21 protein-coding genes are annotated in these 19,867 nt (G+C 71.6%); 10 read left to right on the forward strand and 11 right to left on the reverse strand.

Annotation, left to right across the window (positions count from 1 at the left end; genetic code table 11):
- Positions 1 to 12 precede the first annotated feature (12 nt).
- Positions 13 to 1,773 carry an NAD+ synthase gene (locus IH50_RS0109310; protein WP_030859267.1) on the forward strand — a complete coding sequence of 587 codons (1,761 nt, stop codon included), beginning with the start codon at positions 13 to 15 and terminating at the stop codon, positions 1,771 to 1,773.
- A gap of 78 nt (positions 1,774 to 1,851) precedes the next feature.
- Here the strand turns inward: IH50_RS0109310 and IH50_RS0109315 are convergent, their stop codons facing one another.
- The 3 genes from IH50_RS0109315 to IH50_RS0109325 all read right to left on the reverse strand — a co-directional run bounded on the left by IH50_RS0109315 (position 1,852) and on the right by IH50_RS0109325 (position 5,385).
- Positions 1,852 to 2,907, reverse strand: a complete 1,056-nt coding sequence (locus tag IH50_RS0109315) for an endonuclease/exonuclease/phosphatase family protein (protein ID WP_030859268.1) — start codon at positions 2,905 to 2,907, stop codon at positions 1,852 to 1,854.
- 177 nt (positions 2,908 to 3,084) lie between these two features.
- Positions 3,085 to 3,711: a TetR/AcrR family transcriptional regulator gene (locus IH50_RS0109320; protein ID WP_030859270.1), complete on the reverse strand. Its 627-nt coding sequence runs from the start codon at positions 3,709 to 3,711 to the stop codon at positions 3,085 to 3,087.
- A 78-nt stretch (positions 3,712 to 3,789) separates the two neighbouring features.
- The gene (locus tag IH50_RS0109325; RefSeq protein WP_030859272.1) at positions 3,790 to 5,385 is read right to left on the reverse strand and encodes an MFS transporter; all 1,596 of its coding nucleotides are present in this window, start codon (positions 5,383 to 5,385) and stop codon (positions 3,790 to 3,792) included.
- Between the two features lie 191 nt (positions 5,386 to 5,576).
- On the opposite strand from IH50_RS0109325, the gene panB reads away from it, so the two are divergent.
- The 3 genes from panB (at position 5,577) to IH50_RS0109340 (ending at position 8,550) form a co-directional block, all read left to right on the forward strand.
- Complete coding sequence (gene panB / locus IH50_RS0109330; protein WP_030859275.1) at positions 5,577 to 6,455, forward strand: 3-methyl-2-oxobutanoate hydroxymethyltransferase; 879 nt, start codon at positions 5,577 to 5,579, stop codon at positions 6,453 to 6,455.
- Between the two features lie 239 nt (positions 6,456 to 6,694).
- Complete coding sequence (locus IH50_RS0109335; RefSeq protein ID WP_030859276.1) at positions 6,695 to 7,723, forward strand: ATP-binding cassette domain-containing protein; 1,029 nt, start codon at positions 6,695 to 6,697, stop codon at positions 7,721 to 7,723.
- Positions 7,720 to 8,550 (forward strand): ABC transporter permease, encoded by an 831-nt coding sequence (locus IH50_RS0109340; protein WP_030859277.1) that lies wholly within the window; start codon positions 7,720 to 7,722, stop codon positions 8,548 to 8,550. Before IH50_RS0109335 ends, IH50_RS0109340 begins: the two co-directional genes overlap by 4 nt.
- Here the strand turns inward: IH50_RS0109340 and IH50_RS0109345 are convergent, their stop codons facing one another.
- Complete coding sequence (locus tag IH50_RS0109345) at positions 8,551 to 11,832, reverse strand: BTAD domain-containing putative transcriptional regulator (RefSeq protein WP_030859278.1); 3,282 nt, start codon at positions 11,830 to 11,832, stop codon at positions 8,551 to 8,553.
- Between the two features lie 186 nt (positions 11,833 to 12,018).
- On the opposite strand from IH50_RS0109345, the gene IH50_RS0109350 reads away from it, so the two are divergent.
- Positions 12,019 to 12,819 (forward strand): site-2 protease family protein, encoded by an 801-nt coding sequence (locus IH50_RS0109350; protein WP_030859279.1) that lies wholly within the window; start codon positions 12,019 to 12,021, stop codon positions 12,817 to 12,819.
- Here the strand turns inward: IH50_RS0109350 and IH50_RS0109355 are convergent.
- Complete coding sequence (locus tag IH50_RS0109355; protein ID WP_030859280.1) at positions 12,809 to 13,000, reverse strand: hypothetical protein; 192 nt, start codon at positions 12,998 to 13,000, stop codon at positions 12,809 to 12,811. The genes IH50_RS0109350 and IH50_RS0109355 overlap by 11 nt on opposite strands.
- Positions 13,001 to 13,074: 74 nt before the next feature.
- Entirely contained in the window at positions 13,075 to 13,794 is a 720-nt protein-coding gene (gene npdG, locus IH50_RS0109360) for an NADPH-dependent F420 reductase (RefSeq protein WP_030859281.1), read from the reverse strand.
- A 141-nt stretch (positions 13,795 to 13,935) separates the two neighbouring features.
- Here npdG and IH50_RS0109365 point away from each other — a divergent pair, with 141 nt between their 5' ends.
- Positions 13,936 to 14,550, forward strand: coding sequence for a hypothetical protein (locus tag IH50_RS0109365; protein ID WP_030859282.1), 615 nt, complete (start codon positions 13,936 to 13,938; stop codon positions 14,548 to 14,550).
- 20 nt (positions 14,551 to 14,570) lie between these two features.
- Here IH50_RS0109365 and IH50_RS0109370 read toward each other — a convergent pair whose 3' ends face one another.
- Positions 14,571 to 14,801 (reverse strand): hypothetical protein, encoded by a 231-nt coding sequence (locus IH50_RS0109370; RefSeq protein WP_030859283.1) that lies wholly within the window; start codon positions 14,799 to 14,801, stop codon positions 14,571 to 14,573.
- 75 nt (positions 14,802 to 14,876) lie between these two features.
- Here IH50_RS0109370 and map point away from each other — a divergent pair, with 75 nt between their 5' ends.
- On the forward strand, positions 14,877 to 15,734 hold the full coding sequence (map, locus tag IH50_RS0109375) for a type I methionyl aminopeptidase (protein WP_030859285.1): 858 nt from the start codon (positions 14,877 to 14,879) through the stop codon (positions 15,732 to 15,734).
- Positions 15,735 to 16,196: 462 nt separating this feature from the next.
- On the opposite strand, the gene IH50_RS0109390 is transcribed toward map, so the two are convergent.
- Positions 16,197 to 16,490: a DUF6247 family protein gene (locus IH50_RS0109390; protein ID WP_030859287.1), complete on the reverse strand. Its 294-nt coding sequence runs from the start codon at positions 16,488 to 16,490 to the stop codon at positions 16,197 to 16,199.
- Between the two features lie 232 nt (positions 16,491 to 16,722).
- On the opposite strand from IH50_RS0109390, the gene IH50_RS0109395 reads away from it, so the two are divergent.
- Positions 16,723 to 17,370, forward strand: a complete 648-nt coding sequence (locus tag IH50_RS0109395) for a heme oxygenase (biliverdin-producing) (protein WP_030859289.1) — start codon at positions 16,723 to 16,725, stop codon at positions 17,368 to 17,370.
- 102 nt (positions 17,371 to 17,472) lie between these two features.
- Here the strand turns inward: IH50_RS0109395 and IH50_RS0109400 are convergent, their stop codons facing one another.
- From IH50_RS0109400 to IH50_RS37540, 3 genes are all read right to left on the reverse strand, one after another.
- Positions 17,473 to 17,883, reverse strand: coding sequence for a type II toxin-antitoxin system VapC family toxin (locus IH50_RS0109400; protein ID WP_030859291.1), 411 nt, complete (start codon positions 17,881 to 17,883; stop codon positions 17,473 to 17,475).
- Positions 17,880 to 18,158 carry a hypothetical protein gene (locus IH50_RS0109405; RefSeq protein ID WP_234328115.1) on the reverse strand — a complete coding sequence of 93 codons (279 nt, stop codon included), beginning with the start codon at positions 18,156 to 18,158 and terminating at the stop codon, positions 17,880 to 17,882. Before IH50_RS0109405 ends, IH50_RS0109400 begins: the two co-directional genes overlap by 4 nt.
- A 165-nt stretch (positions 18,159 to 18,323) precedes the next feature.
- Complete coding sequence (locus IH50_RS37540; protein WP_234328116.1) at positions 18,324 to 18,953, reverse strand: ATP-binding protein; 630 nt, start codon at positions 18,951 to 18,953, stop codon at positions 18,324 to 18,326.
- Between IH50_RS37540 and IH50_RS0109415 the strand changes: the two genes are divergently transcribed.
- Both IH50_RS0109415 and IH50_RS37545 read left to right on the forward strand, forming a co-directional pair.
- Complete coding sequence (locus IH50_RS0109415) at positions 18,940 to 19,521, forward strand: DUF5753 domain-containing protein (RefSeq protein ID WP_199822059.1); 582 nt, start codon at positions 18,940 to 18,942, stop codon at positions 19,519 to 19,521. The two genes, IH50_RS37540 and IH50_RS0109415, sit on opposite strands and share 14 nt — an antisense overlap.
- Positions 19,518 to 19,736: a DUF397 domain-containing protein gene (locus IH50_RS37545; protein WP_037872195.1), complete on the forward strand. Its 219-nt coding sequence runs from the start codon at positions 19,518 to 19,520 to the stop codon at positions 19,734 to 19,736. Before IH50_RS0109415 ends, IH50_RS37545 begins: the two co-directional genes overlap by 4 nt.
- The last annotated feature ends 131 nt before the right edge of the window (positions 19,737 to 19,867 follow it).

Raw genomic sequence — 19,867 nt, forward strand, 5'->3', positions numbered from 1 at the left:
TACACTGGGCCCGTGCCTCAACTACGTCTCGCCCTGAATCAGATCGACTCGAGCGTCGGCGACCTCGCCGGCAACGCCGACACGATCGTCCGCTGGACCCGGCACTCCGCCGAGCAGGGAGCGCACCTCGTGGCGTTCCCCGAGATGGCGCTGACCGGGTATCCCGTCGAGGACCTCGCCCTGCGGTCGTCCTTCGTGGAGGCCTCGCGGGCGGCGCTGCGCTCGCTGGCCGCCCGGCTCGCCGAGGAGGGGTTCGGGGAGCTTCCGGTGATCGTCGGATACCTCGACCGCAGCTCCGCCGCCCAGCCGAAGTACGGGCAGCCGGCCGGTGCCCCGCAGAACGCGGGCGCCGTGCTGTACGGGGGTGAGGTGGTGCTGAGCTACGCCAAGCACCACCTGCCGAACTACGGCGTCTTCGACGAGTTCCGCTACTTCGTGCCCGGCGACACCATGCCGGTGGTGCGGGTACGCGGGGTCGACGTCGCCCTCGCCATCTGTGAGGACCTGTGGCAGGACGGGGGGCGGGTGCCGGCGGCGCGGTCGGCCCGGGCCGGGCTGCTGCTGTCGGTCAACGCCTCGCCGTACGAGCGCGACAAGGACGACACCCGGCTGGAGCTGGTGCGCAAGCGGGCGCAGGAGGCCGGGTGCACGACCGCGTACCTCGCGATGACGGGCGGGCAGGACGAGCTGGTCTTCGACGGGGACTCGATCGTCGTGGACCGTGACGGCGGCGTCGTGACGCGTGCGCCGCAGTTCGCCGAGGCGTGTGTCGTGGTCGACCTCGAACTGCCCCTCGCGGAGGCCGACGCGCCGACGGGAACCGTCGACGACGGGCTGCGGATCGACCGGGTCGTGCTGTCGGAGGAGCCCGTGCCCGCGTACGACGCCTCGTCGCCCGGTGGGTACGCCGAGCGGCTCGACGACGACGAGGAGGTGTACTCCGCGCTGGTCGTGGGGTTGCGGGCGTACGTCGAGAAGAACGGGTTCCGGTCGGTGCTGATCGGGCTGTCCGGGGGGATCGACTCGGCGCTGGTCGCCGCTCTCGCCTGTGACGCGGTGGGCGCGGAGAACGTGTACGGCGTGTCGATGCCGTCGAAGTACTCGTCCGAGCACTCGAAGGACGACGCGGCGGAGCTGGCGCGGCGGACGGGGCTGAACTACCGGACGGTTCCGATCGAGCCGATGTTCGACGCGTACATGGGGGCGCTGGGGCTGACGGGGCTGGCGGAGGAGAACCTGCAGTCGCGGCTGCGGGGGACGCTGCTGATGGCGATCTCCAACCAGGAGGGGCACATCGTGCTGGCGCCGGGGAACAAGTCGGAGCTGGCGGTGGGGTACTCGACGCTGTACGGGGACTCGGTCGGGGCGTACGGGCCGATCAAGGACGTGTACAAGACGTCGGTGTTCCGGCTGGCCCAGTGGCGCAACCGGGCGGCGGCGGAACGGGGGCAGACGCCGCCGATCCCGGAGAACTCGATCTCGAAGCCGCCGAGCGCGGAGCTGCGGCCGGGACAGGTGGACACGGACTCGCTGCCGGACTACCCGGTGCTGGACGCGATCCTGGCGCTGTACGTGGACCGGGACCGGGGGGCGGACGAGATCGTCGCGGCCGGGTTCGACGCGGAGCTGGTGACGAAGACGCTGCGGATGGTGGACCGGGCGGAGTACAAGCGGCGGCAATATCCGCCGGGCACGAAGATCTCCCCGAAGGGCTTCGGCAAGGACCGCCGTCTGCCGATCACGAACGGCTGGCGTGAAGGCGTGCGCGTCTGACGCCTGCGGAGTGCCCGCGGCGCGGCGTCCGGCCCGGTGCGGGCGAGGGATGAGGAAAGGGCGGCTGACCTGATGTTCTCAGTCGCCCTGTGAGGTGACCCTCACACGTGCCGCTATGGGGAGGTGGTCGCTCGCCGTGGCCGGGAGGGTCCAGGAGCTTTCCGGTTCGGCGCCCTTGACCAGGATCTGGTCGATCCGCGCCATCGGGAACGACGCCGGCCAGCTGAAGCCGAAGCCGCTGCCCACGGCGCCCTGGGTGGAGCGCATCTGGGAGGTGACGGCGTTCAGGGCGCGGTCGTTCATCGTGCCGTTCAGGTCGCCGAGCAGCACGACGTTCGGCAGTGGTTCGTCGGCGATGGCCTCGCCCAGGGCGTTGGCGCTCTTGTCCCTCTGACGGGCCGTGAACCCTGCCTCCAGCTTCACGCGGACGGAGGGGAGGTGGGCGACGTAGACGGCGACCCGGCCGGCGGGGGCGGCCACCGTGGCACGCATCGCGCGCTTCCAGCCGAGGCGGATGTCGACCGCCCTCACGTCGCTCAGGGGGTACTTGCTCCACAGGCCGACGGTGCCGACCACCTCGTGGTACGCGTACGTCGCCTTCAGGGCCCGTTCGTACGTCGGGACCGCCGAGGCCTTCAGTTCCTCGAGGGCCAGCACGTCCGCGCCCGAGGCGGCCACGTCGCGGGCGGTGGCGGAGGGGTCCGGGTTGTCGGCGTTGACGTTGTGCGTGGCCACCGTGAGGTCGCCGCCGCCGGTGGCGGTCTTGTCGGTGAGCAGGCCGCCGAAGAGGTTCAGCCAGACGGCCGCCGGCAGGATCGTCGCGATCAGCGCCGTCGCCGACTTGCGGATCAGACCGAGGACGAGCAGGACCGGGATCAGCAGGCCCACCCAGGGGAGGAAGGTGTCCACCAGGCTGCCCAGGTTGCCGATCGCGTTCGGGATGTGACCATGGGCCAGCATGACCAGGGCCGTCAGGACCGAGCAGGCGGCCAGGACGAGGCCGCGGCGCCAGATGCGGCGGTCACCGCGCCAGCCTCTGGTGAGGCGCTCGCGCAGGCGTCCAAGCCGGGTCGGCCGCGGTTCGGGCTCCGAACCGCCGTTGTCCGTCTCCGTCCTGTACGCCTGCTGCGCCATACCGTCGCCTCACAACCTGCCGTGCACACCGTCGCCCCGTGTCCGTAAGACACTAGGGGATGATCGGTTCCGTTCCCGCCGCCCCTCGACGGCCGTACGGGGGCGAGGACGTGCGGGGGCGCTCGGGGAGTTCCGGACGGGGGTGGTGAAAGCGCCCTCTGTGACGAAACGCGCACATCATGACCGGCCGGTGACGGGGCGTAGGCCTTCGAGGAGCGTGTCGACGACTTGTTCGGCCAGGTCGTCCGGGAGCTCCGCGTCGGGGCGCAGGACGGTGCGGACGAGGATGGGGCCCACGACGATGTCGTTGAGGATCTCCAGGTCGACGTCGGCGCGCAGTTCGCCGTTCTCCCGGCCCCGGCGCAGCACCTCCAGGCCGAGCCGGCGGCGCGGCAGGATGACGGTGTCGTGGTAGGCGGCCCAGAGGTTGGGGCTGCTCTTCATCTGGGCGCGCACGTTGTGCAGGAGCGCCGAGGTCCGTCCGGCCAGGCCGCGCAGGCGCAGGGACTCCAGCAGGACGACGAGGTCGTCGCGCATGGAGGTGCCGGGGAGTTCGGGGTCCGGGGGCTCGGCGGCGCGCAGGACGTCGACGAAGAGCTGCTCCTTGCCGCTCCAGCGGCGGTAGATGGTGGCCTTGCCGACGCCGGCGGTGCGGGCGATGCGCTCGATGGAGAGCTCCGCGAGGGGCACGCCGTCCTCCAGGAGCCTCATCACTCCCTCGATGATGGCGCGTTCGACCGCCTCGCTGCGGGGGCGGCCCCGTACGGGGCCGTCCTGCCGGGGGTCGGTGCCGGCCGGGATCACGTCGTCGGGCTCCTTACGTCGGAGGCGGGCTGGGACGATTCTCCCGGTGGGCGGTGGCGGCGGTCCACCGCCCGGGGATCACCGGTCCGCCGCCGGCACCGCTTCCCGCCTCTCCTCGTCCCCTTCGGGCGCCGGCGTACGGCCGGGCAGGAACACGGCGACGACGACCGCGCCCAGCACGGCGACGCCCGCTCCCCACAGCGCGGTGACGTGCATGGCGTGCAGGAACGCGTCGTCGGCCGCGCCGATCAGGGACTCGCCGCGCGCGCCCAGCCGGTCCGCCACGGCCAGGGTGGCCTCGATGGACTCGCCGGCCGCGTGCCGGGCGCCGGGCGGCAGCAGGCCGAGTTCGTCCTCGATGCCGCTGCGGTAGGCGGCGGACAGCACCGAGCCGAGTACGGCGATGCCGAGGGCGCCGCCGACCTGGCGGAAGACGTTGCTGAGGGCGGAGGCGGAGCCGGCCTTCTCGCGGGGCAGGGCCTGCATGATGACGACGCTGACCGGTGTCATGACGTGCGCCATGCCGGCGCCCATGAGGAAGAAGACGACCTCCAGGATCCAGATCGGCGTGTCCGCGTCCAGGGTGGCGAACGCCGCCAGGGTCGCGGCGAGCACCAGCAGGCCGGCGGTCGTGGTGACCTTGTTGCCGAAGCGGTCCACCAGGAGGCGGGCCCGGGGCGCGAAGATCATCTGGGTGGCGGCCAGCGGCAGCATCAGCAGGCCCGTCTCCAGCGGCGAGTATCCGCGCACGCTCTGGGTGTAGAACACGGCGAAGAACGTCACGCCCATCAGCGCGAAGAAGACCAGCGCTATCGCGACGACCGCGGCGGAGAACACCTTGTTCTTGAAGTAGGTGACGTCGATGGACGGGTGGTCGCTGCGCTTCTCGAACACCACGAACGCGGCGAGTACGGCGAGACCGGCGCCGATCGTCGACACCACCGTGACGTCGGTGAAGTCGGCGAGCTGGCCGCCCTTGATGATGCCGTAGACCAGCAGGACCAGTCCGGCCACGGACAGGACGACGCCGACGGGGTCGATCCGGCCGGGGTTCGGGTCGCGGGAGTCGGGGACCAGCCACAGCATCAGGGCGACGGCGAGGACGACGATGGGCACGTTGACGAGGAAGACCGAGCCCCACCAGAAGTGGTCCAGGAGGAATCCGCCGGTGATCGGGCCGATGGCGATGGCGAGGCCCACCCCGCCCGCCCAGATGCCGATGGCCTTGGGCTGCTCGTCGCGTTCGAAGACGTTCATCAGGACGGCCAGGGTGGCCGGCATGACCAGTGCGGCGCCCAGCCCCATCACCGCGCGGAAGCCGATCAGCTCGGCCGGTGAACCGGAGAACGCGGCGAACGCCGAGCCGATGCCGAACACGACGAGGCCGCCGATCAGCACCTTCTTGCGGCCGAGCCGGTCGCCGAGGAGCCCCGCGCTGAAGAGCAGACCGGCGAAGACGAGCGTGTAGGAGTTGATCGCCCACTCCAGCTCGCTCTGGGTGGCGCCCAGGCCGGTGGGAGCGGGGGTGGAGATCGTCTTGATGGCGACATTCAGGATCGAGTTGTCGAGTACGACGATCAGCAGGCTGAGCATCAGCACGCCGAGGATCGCCCAGCGGCGCCGGTGCACGGCTTCCGGGACCCGGCGGCGGGCAGGGGCGGCAGGAGAAATCATGCGCCCCAGCGTAGTTAATTACGATACGGAACCGTCTCGTATCGTAAACGTTTTGCCCAGAACTTGCCGGAATATTGCACGGCGGAACTCACAGGGGGGCCTCTGGCCCTCTCCGGGGCGAGGTGCCACCATGGACGTGGTCCGGGGACGCCGTCGGGGCGCCTCGAGATGACGTGTTGGGAGACGGTTCAATGACGCAGCTTTCGGCTGCCCAGACCGGGACGACGTCCGGTTCCCCCTCCGGCGGAGCGACGCTGTACGGGGGCAAGGGCACGCGCCGTATCACTGTCCGCGACATCGCCGCCGCCAAGGAGCGCGGCGAGAAGTGGCCCATGCTCACCGCGTACGACGCGATGACCGCGTCCGTGTTCGACGAGGCCGGCATCCCGGTCATGCTCGTCGGCGACTCGGCCGGCAACTGCCACCTCGGGTACGAGACCACCGTGCCCGTCACCCTCGACGAGATGACCATGCTGTCGGCGGCGGTCGTACGGGGCACCTCGCGCGCGCTGATCGTGGGCGACCTGCCCTTCGGCTCCTACCAGGAGGGTCCGGTGCAGGCGCTGCGCTCGGCGACCCGGCTGGTGAAGGAGGCCGGTGTCGGCGCCGTGAAGCTGGAGGGCGGCGAGCGGTCGCACCGGCAGATCGAGCTGCTGGTGGAGTCCGGGATCCCGGTGATGGCCCACATCGGGCTGACGCCGCAGTCGGTGAACGCGATGGGCTACCGGGTGCAGGGGCGGGGCGAGGAGGCGGCACAGCAGTTGCTGCGCGACGCGAAGGCCGTGCAGGACGCGGGGGCGTTCGCGGTGGTGCTGGAGCTGGTGCCGGCGGAGCTGGCGGCCGAGGTGACGCGGACGCTGCACATTCCGACCGTCGGGATCGGGGCCGGGCCGGAGACGGACGCGCAGGTGCTGGTGTGGACCGACATGCTGGGGCTGACGGGTGGGCGTGTGCCCAAGTTCGTCAAGCGGTACGCGGATCTGCGTGAGGTCATGAGCGGGGCGGCGAAGGCGTTCGCCGAGGATGTGGTGGGCGGAACGTTCCCTCAGGAGGAGCACTCCGTGCACTGAGCAGCTTCTGCTGCCGCTGAGCCACTGTCGCACCACCTGCCGGCCCCGTCGATCTTCCCCCGTCGACGGGGCCGGCACCCTTTTTGCGCCTAAACCGGCGCCGCTCTCGCGGATGTGGTGCGCGCCGTGGTGGTACCTCAATTGATGGTTGCGGTGGCCATGGGGAGTTGTCGGTGCCGTCGGCCGAGCTGTCGGTGGGATGTCGGGGATCTGTCGGTGGGGGGCGGCAGAGTCGGGGCATGACGCGAAACGACAAGGACCTGAGGGGCGCGGGGAGCGCCGTCACCGTGCGGGGGCTGGTCAAGCACTACGGCGGGACCAAGGCACTGGACGGTGTCGATCTGGATGTGCGTGAGGGCACCGTGATGGGGGTGCTCGGGCCGAACGGGGCCGGGAAGACCACGCTGGTGCGGATCCTGTCCACCCTGCTCACGCCGACCGCCGGGCACGCCACCGTCGCGGGGTACGACGTGGTGCGCCAGCCGCGGCAGCTGCGCCGGGTGATCGGGCTGACCGGGCAGTACGCCTCCGTGGACGAGAAGCTCCCGGGCTGGGAGAACCTGTATCTGATCGGGCGGCTGCTCGACCTGTCCCGCAAGGAGGCGCGGTCCCGCGCCGACGAGCTGCTGGAGCGGTTCTCGCTCACCGACGCGGCGCGGCGCCCGGCGGCCACCTACTCCGGCGGTATGCGGCGCCGTCTCGACCTGGCCGCCTCGATGATCGGCCGGCCGGCCGTGCTGTACCTGGACGAGCCGACCACGGGACTGGACCCCCGTACCCGCAACGAGGTGTGGGACGAGGTCAAGCGGCTGGTCGGGGACGGGGTGACGGTGCTGCTGACCACCCAGTACATGGAGGAGGCCGAGCAGCTCGCCTCCGAGCTGACCGTCGTGGACCGGGGCAAGGTCATCGCGAGCGGCGGCATCGAGGAGCTGAAGGCCAAGGTCGGCGGCCGTACGCTGCGGATCCGCCCGGCCGACCCGCTGCGGTTGCGCCCGCTGGCGGACGCCCTCGACACCCTCGGCATCACCGGGCTCGCCATGACCACCGTGGACACCGAGCGGGGTGCCGTGCTCGTCCCGGTGCTGAGCGACGAGCAGTTGACGGCCGTGGTCGGCGCGGTCACCGCGCGCGGTATCACGCTCAGCTCCATCACCACCGAACTGCCCAGCCTGGACGAGGTGTTCCTGTCCCTCACCGGCCACCGCGCCAGTGCCCCGCAGGACGCCGTACCCGCCGAGACCCACGAGGAGGTCGTCGCCGTATGAGTGCCGTCACCGCCACCGCTGCCACCACCACCGACCTCCGCGCCGACGCGCGTATCCCGTTGCGTGCCCATCTGCGGCACACCGGGGCGCTCATGCGCCGCAATCTGCTGTGGATACGGCAGGACCCGGAGTCGATGTTCGACGCCGTGCTGTTCCCGATCGTCTTCACCCTGCTGTTCGTGTACGTCTTCGGCGGCTCGATCGGGCAGTCGCTGGGCGGCGGGCAGGACGCCTACGTGCAGTACATCGTGCCCGGCCTGATGGCCATGATGGGCATGAACATGGCCCAGGGCGTGGGCACCGGGTTCAACCAGGACTTCAACACCGGGGTCATGGACCGCTTCCGTTCGCTGCCCATCGGGCGCGGCTCGGTGCTGTTCGCGAAGATCTCGGTCGAGATGGTGCGGATGCTGATCGCCACCGCCATCCTGATGATCGTCGGTGTGCTCGTCGGCTTCGACGTCGAGAACTGGCCGGGGCTGTTCGCCGCCGTGGGACTGTCCGCGGTGTTCGGCTCGGCACTGATGTGGGTCTTCCTCACGCTGGGCGTGGTGATGAAGAACGCGCAGTCGGTGCAGGCGATGGGCTTCCTGGTGCTGATGCCGCTGCAGTTCGGCTCGTCGATCTTCGCGCCGACCCAGTCGATGCCGGGCTGGCTGGAGTCCTTCACCGAGGTCAACCCGCTGTCCGCGCTGGCGGACGCCGCGCGCGGGCTGATGGTGGGCGGCCCGGTCGCCCACGACCTGTGGCTGACGCTGGCCTGGTCGGTGGGGATCACGGCGGTGATGGCACCGGTCGCGATCCACAAGTTCCGTACGAAGAGCTGATCACGCCGGTTCGAGCAGGGCGGCGGCCTCCTCCGGGGAGAGGCCGGCGCCCTCGGCGTACGCGGTGTCGTACGCCGCGTCGCCGAGCACCGACCGGACCCGCGCCTCGGCGCGTGCCCGGACCTCGCGTTCCACCTGCCCGGCGTGGTGTTCGGGCGGCAGCCAGGAATCGGCCGCGCCGAGGCAGCGGGCCGCGTCCGCCGCGCGCCGCCCGCCGTCGACTCCGGCGAGGGCGACGGCGCCCGTGGTGACGTACGCCGAACGCATGTGGGGCGCCATGGCGGCGGCCAGCGGGTCGCCCGCCTGCCGGATCGCCTCGCGGATGATCGTCAGGGCCCGCTCGTCGTTGCCGTCGGCCGCCTCCAGCCAGCCCTCGGCACCGAGGATGAACGCGTCGAAGACGACGTAGTGCGCGATGCGGAACTCCTCGCGCAGCGCCCGCAGGTGCTCCCGCGCCTCCGCGGTGCGCCCGGTCGTGGAGAGCCAGCCGGTCAGGAAGAGCCGGGCGGCGGGCAGGGCCTCGGTGTGCCGGCCGCGCGTGTCGTCGATGACCTCGCGCAGCAGCCGCTCACCGCGCTCCGCCTCGCCCGCCTCCAGCAGCGCGCTGCCCAGCCGGGCGGTGAGGACGGCCGTGTGGGCGCGGGCGCCGAGGCGGTCGGCGTGCTCGATCGCCGCCTCGTAGTCCGCGGCCGCGGCCTCGTACGCGCCGACGCGTTCGTGGGCCTCGCCGCGCGCGGAGTGGGCCTCGGCGAGGCCCCAGGTGTCGCCGAGCCGACGGTGGATCTCCAGGGCCTCGTCGGCGTCGCGGCGGGCGTCGCCGGCCCAGTCGCTGCGGTTGGCCAGGAAGTTGGCGCGCAGCTGGAGGTTGGAGGCCAGCTCCCATTCGAATCCGGGGTTCTCCCGGCAGGTGCGGATCGCCGCGTCGACCACGTGGCGCAGCCGGTCCATGTCGCCGGTCAGCATCACGGCGAAGATCCAGAGCAGGCCGGGCGGCCGGCAGGCCTGCGGCATGCCCGGCTCGTAGGCCGCGCCGACGAGGCGCAGCTTGTGCTGGGCCTCGGGGGTCTGCCAGTCGTCGAGTTCGGTGTCCATGTGGGCCAGGTGGGCCAGGTGCACCCCGCGGCGGGCCTCGGCGAGGAGTTCGCCGGTCATCGGGGGCGGGGCGTCGGTGCAGCGCTCCCACAGCGGCACGGCGCGCCGCAACGGCTCGGCGAACGGATCGGGGGCGAGGGCCATGACCTCGGTGCACCAGTTGCGGGCCTCGATGCGCAGGTCGCGCATCTGCCAGTACCAGACGAGCGACAGGGTGATGCAGAGGGCCTCCTGCTCGTCGCGCAGGGCGAGGGCGTGGCGCAGGGCCGTGCGTATGTTCTCGTACTCCCGCTCCAGCAGGGCGATCGCCTCCACCTGGCGCGGGCCGCGCAGCATCGGCTCGGTGGTGCGGGCGAGTTCACGGAAGTACGTCAGGTGCGCCCGCTCGGCCTCCGCGCGCCGGCCGGACTCGTCGAGGCGTTCTCCGGCGTACTCGGCGACGGTCTCCAGGAGCCGGTAGCGCATCTCGCCGTCGCCCGAAGGGGCGGCCACCACCAGGGACTTGTCGACGAGGGAGCCGAGCGCCTCGAGGGCGGCCGGTCCGCACACGGCCTCGGCGGCGGCGAGGCCGCAACCGCCGGCGAAGACCGACAGCCGGCCCAGTACGTCGCGTTCGCCGGCGTCGAGCAGGTCCCAGGACCAGTCGACGACGGCCCGCAGGGTCTGCTGTCTGGGGAGGGCGGTGCGGCTGCCGGAGGTGAGGAGGCGGAAGCGGTCGTCGAGCCGGTCGGCGATCTGGCGCGGGGTGAGCATCCGCAGCCGGGCGGCGGCGAGTTCGATGGCCAGCGGCAGTCCGTCGAGGCGGCGGCAGATCTCCGCGCAGGCCGCCGCGGTGCCGGCGTCGGCGTCGGGGCGGAAACCGGGGCGGGCGGCGGCGCCGCGGTCGGCGAGCAGGCGCAGCGCGACCGGCTCGGGCAGCGGCTCCACCGGCCGCAGCAACTCCCCGCGCACACCGAGGGGTTCGCGGCTGGTGGCGAGGACGGTGAGCCGGGGGCAGCGTTCCAGCAGCGCCTCGACGAGGTGGGCGGCGGCCTCGACGACGTGCTCGCAGTTGTCCAGGATCAGCAGCATGCGGCGCGGTCCGCAGTGCTCGGCGAGGCGCTCCACCGGGTCGTCGTGCCGGTCGGTGACGGCCCGCATGCTCTCGGCGCCGGCGCCGTAGAGCACGGTCTCGCGGGCGCCGACGGCGGTGAGGACGGCCTCGGGGACGGCGTCGGGGTCGTCGACGGGGGCGAGTTCGGCGAGCCACACGCCGTCGGGGAGGTCCTGCCGTACGGTCTCGGCGGCCTCCTGCGACAGCCGGGTCTTGCCGGCCCCGCCCGGTCCGAGCAGGGTCACCAGGCGGGCGGCGGCGAGGTCGGCGCGGATGGTCTCGATGTCGGCCTCCCGGCCGACGAACGAGGTCAGCCGGGCCCGCAGGTTGCCGGGCGGCGCGTCGGCGCGGGGCGCGGGCGCCGGTTCGGGCCGCAGCAACTCGTCGTGCAGGGCGCGCAGTTCGGCGCCGGGGTCGGAGCCGAGGCGGTCCGCGAGCAGGCGTCGTACGTCCTCGTAGGCGGCCAGGGCCTCGGCGGTGCGGCCCGTGGCGCGCAGGGCGCGCAGCCGGAGCGCCTGGAGGGGTTCGTCGAGGGGGTGGCCGTCGCACAGCGCGGTCAGCTCGGGCAGGGACTGCTCGGCGTCGCCGAGGGCGAGGGCGGCGGTGTGCCGGGCGCGCAGCACGTCCAGGTGCCGGGTCGCCAGGCGGGCCTCCTGCGCGGTGCGGTCGGGCAGGCCGGTGAGGGCGGGGCCGCGCCACAGGGCGAGGGCGTCGTCGAGGACGGTGGCCGCCTTCGCCGGGTCGCCGTCGGCGAGGGCGCGCAGGCCGTCGCCGGCCAGCCGCTCGAAACGGTGCAGGTCGATGTCGTCGGGCGCGGCGGTCAGCCGGTAGCCGCCGTCGACGGAGGCGATCTGGTCCGCGCCGAGCGTCCGGCGCAGCCGCCCCACCAGCGCCTGGAGCGCCCCGGTGGCGTCGGCCGGCGGGTCCGCGTCCCCCCAGACCTCGTCGACCAGCAGGCCCACGGGCACGGTGCGCCCGGTCCGCAGGGCGAGCACGGTCAGCAGGGCGCGCAGCCGCGCCCCGCCGACCGGGACGACGGTGCCGTCGGGACGGAGTGCCTGGGTGGTGCCGAGGATGCGGTAGCGCACGGGGTCCATTGTCTCCGGTGGTGGTGGCGGGGGTCACGGGGGCCGGTCGGCGTGGCCGGGCCGGTCGTCGTAGCAGGCGTGGTCGTCATGGTCGTTCCCACCCTGCGCGGAACCGGCGGCCGACGCGAGACGTTTTCCCCGTGCGCCCGGTACCGTCGGGCGGTCCCGTCCGCGCCCGGCCGTCCGAGGAGTCCCATGACCACCGCCGCCACCCGTCACAGCGACCGGAGGATCAGCCCGGTCTTCCTGGGCATCCTGGCCGTGACGGCGGTCACCGGGTGGGCCACCTGGACCGGGTTCGCCGAGCAGCCCGGGCTCGCCGTGTTCCTGTTCGTGACGGCCGCCTGGATCGTCTCCCTGTGCCTGCACGAGTACGCGCACGCGCGCACGGCCCTGCACAGCGGCGACATATCGGTCGGTGCGAAGGGCTACCTCACGCTGAACCCGATGAAGTACACGCACGCCCTGCTGAGCGTCGTGCTCCCGGTCGTCTTCGTCATCATGGGCGGGATCGGCCTGCCGGGCGGTGCCGTGTTCATCGAGCGCGGCCGGATCCGGGGGCGCTGGCGGCACAGCCTGATCTCGGCGGCGGGCCCGCTGACGAACGTGCTGTTCGCGATCGTGTGCACGGCGCCGTTCTGGCTGGGCGCGCTGGACGACGTACCGGCCGACTTCCGCTTCGCGCTGGCGTTCCTGGCGCTGCTCCAGGTGACGGCCGCGATCCTGAACTTCCTGCCGGTCCCGGGGCTGGACGGCTACGGCGTGATCGAGCCCTGGCTGTCGTACGGCGTCCGGCGGCAGGTGGAGCCGTTCGCCCCGTTCGGTCTGCTGTTCGTGTTCGCGCTGCTGTGGGTGCCGTCGGTGAACGGCGCGTTCTTCGACGTGATCGACGCGCTGCTGGGGACGCTGGGCATCGACGAGCTCGACACGTACTGCGGCTACGACCTGTTCCGCTTCTGGCGGGAGACGGACGGGTACTGCGCGGTCAGCCCGTGACGGAGCCGCTGCGCGCCGCCGCCCGCCCCCGCCGCAGGTAGTACCAGGTCATGTTGGACGACAGCCCCGCCAGCAGCACCCAGACGATGCCGATGAACACGCTGCCCCGCACGAAGGAGACGACGGCCGCGGCGACGGCGAGGAGGCAGACGGCGAGGGCGTAGAGGGCGAGGCGGGGCATGGCGGGGGCTCCTGTCGGGGGACACTGCTGGCACTGCTGCGGCACTGCTACGGCCTCCAGTGTCCCCCATCGCCTCATACGTCCGTGACGCGGAGCCCGGCGTGTGCCTTGTAGCGGCGGTTGACGGAGATCAGGTTGGCGACCAGCGACTCCACCTGGTGGGCGTTGCGCAGCCGTCCGGCGAAGATGCCCCGCATGCCCGGGATGCGCCCGGCGAGCGCCTGCACGATCTCGACGTCGGCGCGGGCCTCGCCCAGCACCATCACATCGGTGTCGATCTCGTCGATCCCCGGGTCCTGGAGCAGGACGGCGGACAGGTGGTGGAAGGCGGCGGTGACCCGGGAGTCCGGCAGCAGCGCGGCGGCCTGCTGGGCGGCGCTGCCCTCCTCCGGCTTCAGCGCGTAGGCGCCCTGCTTGTCGAAGCCGAGCGGGTTGACGCAGTCCACGACGAGCTTGCCGGCCAGCTCCTCGCGCAGGGACTCGAGGGTCTTGCCGTGGCCGTCCCACGGCACGGCGACGATCACGATGTCGCTGCGCCGGGCGGTCTCGGCGTTGTCGGCGCCCTCGACACCGTGACCGAGCTCCTCGGCGGCGGCCCGGGCGCGCTCGGCGGCACGGGAGCCGATGATCACCTTCTGGCCGGCCTTGGCGAGCCGGTAGGCCAGGCCCTTGCCCTGCGGTCCGGTGCCGCCGAGCACGCCGACGACGAGCCCGGAGACGTCGGGCAGGTCCCAGGGGTCCTTGGCGGGGGCCTTCGCGGGCTGCTGGGCGCTGTCATTGTCACTGGAGGTCATGGCCCGACTCTACGTCCGTGACGGCGCCGCGCCCGGCGTACGTGAGCCCTGTCACGCGGTCCGGGGCCGTGTCCCCGGTTCGGGCGAATCCGGGCCGGACTCCGGGACGCGGGCGCGGGGTGGGGAGCAGGATGCGGCCGTATGGATGCGGTACGGGTCGCGCTGCTGCGGGAAGTGCTCGCCGGGACGGAATGGCTGGGCGCCACCCGGCACTTCGCGGGGACGCTGCGCGGGTCGGTGGTCTCGCACGGCGGCGGGCTGCTGCTCGTGGGCACACCGGCGTACGAGCCGTGGCACCTGGCGGCGCACCTGGCGGACGAGGCCGCCTGGTCGGGCACGCCGGAGCTGGCCCCCACGCTCGTACGGCATGCCGCGCGCCCCTCGGACCCCGCGCATCTGGCGGTGGGCCTGGGGCGCCTGGAGGCGGCGCGGCGGGGCGAGACGCTGCTGGTGGTGGCGCCCGGGGAGCCGGCCGGAAAGGCGGCGGCCCCGCTCCTGGAGCGGGTGTGCGACGCCCGCCGGGCCGGGGCGACGGTGCTGTCGCTGGGCCCCGGTGAGGGTGAGCTCCCGGCGATGGCCCACGAGGTCCTGCCCGTGCCCGACGGCTCCGAGCTGGACCTGGACACCGTGCAGCACCTGGTCAGCGCGGCGGCCGGGGAGAACGCGCTGCCGGCCCGCCGGGGCCCCCGCCGCTTCCGGGACCGGCTGTCGCGGCTGGCCGACCTGCTGACGGCCCCGCCGCCGACGCGCTGGTAGCGCGGCCCGCGCCGGTGCGGTCAGTCGTCGCCCCGCTCGCCCGCGGGGGCGTCGCGCCACCGGGAGTCGTTCTCCCACTGGAGGTTGCGCTCGCGGGCCGTCTCCATGGCGTGTTCGGCCTCGGTGCGGCTGGCGTACGGGCCGAAGCGGTCCTTGCCCGGGCAGTCGGGCCCCTCCTCGACCTTCTTGTGCTCCAGGCAGTAGTACCACTCGCCCGGCTTTCCGACCGTCCGCTTCCTGAACAGGGGCATGACCGGCTCCTCTCACCGTCTCGCCGTCTCACCAGGAAGATGGTCCCCCGTCGCCGCTGAATTAGACTCGCCGGCATGTCTGGCCAGTCGCTGCTCGTCCCTGGGGAGCTGTCCCCCACCCGTTCCGTGCCCGGGAACATCCGTCGTCCCGAGTACGTCGGCAAGCCCGCCCCGACGCCGTACACCGGTCCGGAGGTGCAGACGCCCGAGACGATCGAGGCGATGCGCACCGCGGGCCGGATCGCCGCGCGGGCGATGGCGGAGGCCGCGAAGCTGATCGCGCCCGGCGTCACGACGGACGAACTGGACCGGGTGGCGCACGAGTACATGTGCGACCACGGCGCCTACCCGTCGACGCTCGGCTACCGCGGCTTCCCCAAGTCGCTGTGCACGTCGGTCAACGAGGTGATCTGCCACGGCATCCCGGACTCGACGGTGCTGCGCGACGGCGACATCGTCAACCTGGACGTGACGGCGTACATCGGCGGGGTGCACGGCGACAACAACGCGACGTACCTGGTCGGGGAGGTGGACGAGGAGAGCCGCCTGCTGGTGGAACGCACCCGCGAGTCCCTCGCCCGCGCGATCAAGGCGGTCAAGCCGGGCCGGCAGATCAACATCATCGGCCGGGTGATCGAGTCGTACGCGAAGCGGTTCGGCTACGGCGTGGTCCGTGACTTCACCGGCCACGGCATCAACTCGTCCTTCCACTCGGGCCTGATCGTCCCGCACTACGACAGTCCGCACGCGACGACGGTGATGCAGCCGGGGATGACCTTCACCATCGAGCCGATGCTGACGCTGGGAACCCACGAGTACGACATGTGGGACGACGGCTGGACGGTCGTGACGAAGGACCGCAAGCGCACAGCCCAGTTCGAGCACACGCTGGTGGTGACGGACACCGGCGCGGACATCCTGACGCTGCCGTAACCGTCCCGCCGGCCTGTGGCCCGCCCTCCCCGGAGAGCGGGCTTTCCCGGCACATGTGTGCCGGCATGGCGCCGGTGGACGTGTCGACCGACTCCCGGCAGTCCCGGTCCGGGCGATCGCACACCTTCGCCGCGACGGCTCCCGTCAGGCCGGCGTCTCGTTCTCCGCGTCGTCGGGGTCGTCGGGGTCGTCGGGGGTGATCGTCATGATCGCGACCGCCGGCGGATGCGGCTGCGGTGTATACACGTACACGACGGTCAGGCCCGGCATCCCCTCACGCGGTTCGAGTCGGGTCCGGTACACGGCCAAAGAGGCGCCGCCGTGCAACGGGCCCCGCCGGATGCCGAGTCCGGGGTTGTCTTCACAGCTCCCGCCGCAGCTCTTCGACCGTCTGCCGGGCAACGGGACCGAGCGTCTGGAGGCGTTTCTCCGCCGCGGTCGCGACCACGACGACGGCACGGCTCACACGCGTCCGCCCTTCTTGATCTCGGCGATGAGATCGAGCCCTTCCTGGAGCGCGTCGTCGAACTCGGGGTCACTATAGGCACGGATACTTCCGGCATACGTTTTGATGACCTCGGCGACCTGGTGCAAGTCGGTAGCCGTGGAGGCGTCGAGGGCACGAGCCAGATCGGCCTCGAAATCTTCCTTGTCCCCCGGGAAACCGCGGCCCTCGCGCAGGGCGGCCCGGATGTCGGCCACGGTCCTGAGCGGGGGCAGTGGCGTGTGGGGTGTCTCGGCGCGCTGCGCACCCATGAGGTCTCCTCGGGACGGGTATGCGGTTACGGCCATTATCGCGTCCCCCCATCGATCACGAGCCGGATTGCCGCATTCATCCACCCTCCCCCCGCCGTAGCACTTCCCTGCCCCCTCGGCCCGTCCTCCTTCCGGAGGGCGGGCTTTCCCGTGCCGTGACAGAGTGAGAGTTACCGACAAGCCGTCGGCAACCATTGACTTAGGTAAGCCTAACCATAGAAGATCTGGATTCATGGACTCCTTCTCGGCCCTCATCCGCACCGCCTCCCACGAGCAGCACGTGGAGGCGGAGACGTCGACGTTCATGAGCGATCTGCTGGGCGGCCGGCTGGGCGTGGATGCGTACGCGCGCTACACCGAGCAGCTGTGGTTCGTGTACGAGGCCCTGGAGTCCGGGGCGCGGAGCCTGACGTCGGACCCGGTGGCGGGCCCGTTCGTCCAGCCGGAACTCTTCCGCCTGCCCTCCCTGGAACGCGACCTGGCCCACCTGCGCGGCCCCGGCTGGCGCTCGACCTTGACCGCCCTCCCCGCCACCCGGACGTACGCGGCCCGTGTCGCCGAGTGCGCCCGCACCTGGCCGTCCGGCTACGTCGCCCACCACTACACCCGCTACCTCGGCGACCTCTCCGGCGGCCAGATCATCCGCGGCACGGCGGAGAAGACCTGGGGCTTCGACCGCAAGGGCGACGGCGTCCGCTTCTACGTCTTCGAGGACATCGCCAACCCGGCCGCCTTCAAGCGGGGTTACCGCGAACTCCTGGACGCGGTCCCGGTCGACGACCTGGAGAAGCAGCGCATCGTGGGCGAGTGCAAGCGGGCGTTCGCGCTGAACACGGAGGTCTTCCGGGCACTGGGCGAGGAGTTCCCTCTGTCGGCGTGACTCCAGCCGGCGCCACCGAGCCTCGCGCCATCCGGGTGGCAAGCTGATCAAGAGAGGGCCAGGAGAGTGCCACCCTTGGCGAACAGGCTGGTGATCTCATCCCTACGGCAGCAAGGCCAAGGCGGACACGTGATGCGGCTTGACAGCTCGGAAATGGCGGTGATCAAGGGTGGCGATCCGGTCGACCTCGTACCGTTCCGCAACGGCGATGACGGAAGCGCCGACCGCGCCGAGGGGGAAGCCGGCGTATGTGGTGATCAGCTTGCTGACTCGCAGCAGGTCGTCCGAGGTGAGATTGACAAGTTCGAAGAAGCCCATGGCAACATGCTCGACGAAGGCAGCTTCGATACGCGGCCAGTGTTCCAGCTGCCAGCTCACCTCGGCCAGCACTGTGACGGGGAGCAGCCTGCGGCCCCGTAGCTGGGAGAAGAAGGCGACGCAGTTCTCGTGGTGCTTGTCCCTGGCGTTGAAAAACGCCACCAGCGGGCCGGTGTCGAGGACCGTGGTGATCACTCGCCGGCGCTCCGCTCGCGTTCCGTGCGCTCACGGATGTAGTCGTCGTGTCGCTCGGCATAGTCGGCTGGTGCTTCGATACTGCCGGACAGTGCGAGGAAGCCGGCGGGCAGGAGGTCACCGTCATCGCCCCCTCCGGCCGCGTCCGGGATCTGCTGGTCGACCTGGGAGAGTTCCTCGTCCTCAGTGATGATCAGCCGCAAGCGCCGCACCTGGGTCGGGCTCAGCCGGTCAACCAGGTGGTGCAGGTGCTCGTAGTCGTGCGCTGCCGTCATGGCTCAAGCCTGGCACGCCCCGGCCTGCCTGTCCTGGCCCCTTTTGTTCCGGGTACGTTCGTACTCCAGGGGGTGACGAACGTCCACGACCTGTACCCGTCGACCTCGATCCGCGTGATCACCCTGCCACCCCTCTCCCCACTGTCACATGTGCACTGCGCCACATCATCCGCCGCTCGTTCCCGTCCGTACGGCCAACGGCTCGGCCGCGTGCACCCTCAGCGCGGGGCCCTCGTCGAACTCCAGCACCACGGCGGGACCGCCGGCCGCGTACCGATCACCGCGCACGTGCCGCACGGTGCGCCACTCCCCCCACACCCGTACCTCCTGCCCTGTCCGGACCATGACCGCCGCCACCTCGCGCACCTCGGGTCCGGCCACGATGTCCGGAGCTTTCAGCTCCGCGAACACCGTCTTGCCGATCCCGCCGGGGCGCACCTCATGACCCCAGCGGTGCGCGAGCGCCGCGACGAGCAGCAGCCCCCGTCCGCCGGTCTCGTCCTCCCCGGGCTCCCGCACCTCGGGCCGCCCGCTCCCGGCGTCGCTCACCTCGATCCGCAGCATCCCGTCCGCCACGGAACGGCTGACCCGCACACCCACCTGCCGGTCACCCGGCACGGGAACGCGCAGCGCGTTGGTGACCAGCTCCGACAACACCAACTCGGCGCTGTCCAGCGTCTCCTGACCCACACCCCAGCCGCCGAGCACGGCGTGCAGCAGCGCCCGGGCGCGGGGGACGCTGCGGCGGCGCAGGGAGGGCTGGTGGCACCCGTACGCGTCCGTGCTCAGCGACACCTACATCGATCAGATCGAGATGGAGTCCATCTGCGCCGGCATCCGGACGTATCAGGTACAGCTGATTCCCGGGCTCTTGCAGACGGAGGAGTACGGACGGGCTGTGACTGTCGCTTCACGGGCCTGGCAGACCCCCGAGGAGATCGACCAGTTCGTACGGGTGCGCCTCACCCGCCAGGAACGGCTCGCCGGCGAAAGCCCCATCGAGTACTGGGCGGTGCTGGCGGAAGGTGTTCTGCATCAACAGGTGGGCGGCACCGACGTGATGAGGGCACAGCTGCACCACCTCTTGGCCATGGCGCAGCGGCCCAACGTCACGATCCAGGTGCTCCCGTTCTCCCGTGGTGCGCACTCGAGCATGTACGGCCCGTACCTGCTGCTCTCCTTTCCGCAGATGGGGTCACTCGACCTGGTCCTCACGGAGACGCCCACCGGCAACATCTGGATGGAGAGGGAGACCGAAGTGGCGTGTTACCGAGCGCTCTTCGACGACGCTCGAATGGCAGCATTGCCCCCTACGGAATCACTCGCGCTCATCCAGCGCGTCGTCAAGGAGTACAGGCCATGAACCACGAAGCCCTCGACCATGCGGCCACCGACACGGCGATATGGCGCAAGAGCAGTCACAGCGGCGGACAGGGCGACTGCCTGGAACTCGCCCACAACATCCCCGCCCTCGCCCCCGTCCGCGACAGCAAGAACCCGGGCGGCCCGGTGATCCCCTTCGGGCGGAACGCCTGGGACGTCTTTGTCACACAGTGGAGCGGTCAGCGTCCCAAATAGTCATGGCCGTCGAGGATGATTCCGGCACAATTCCATGTAACGGGATTTGGCGCCCTCCTTGTGATGGGCTGGCCGAGAGTACGCCGCCTCATCATGTCCAGGTGAGGCGTCCGCCCTGCCCGTTACGCCCG

The sequence above is a fragment of the Streptomyces sp. NRRL S-37 genome (assembly GCF_000721605.1).
GTDB lineage: Bacteria > Actinomycetota > Actinomycetes > Streptomycetales > Streptomycetaceae > Streptomyces.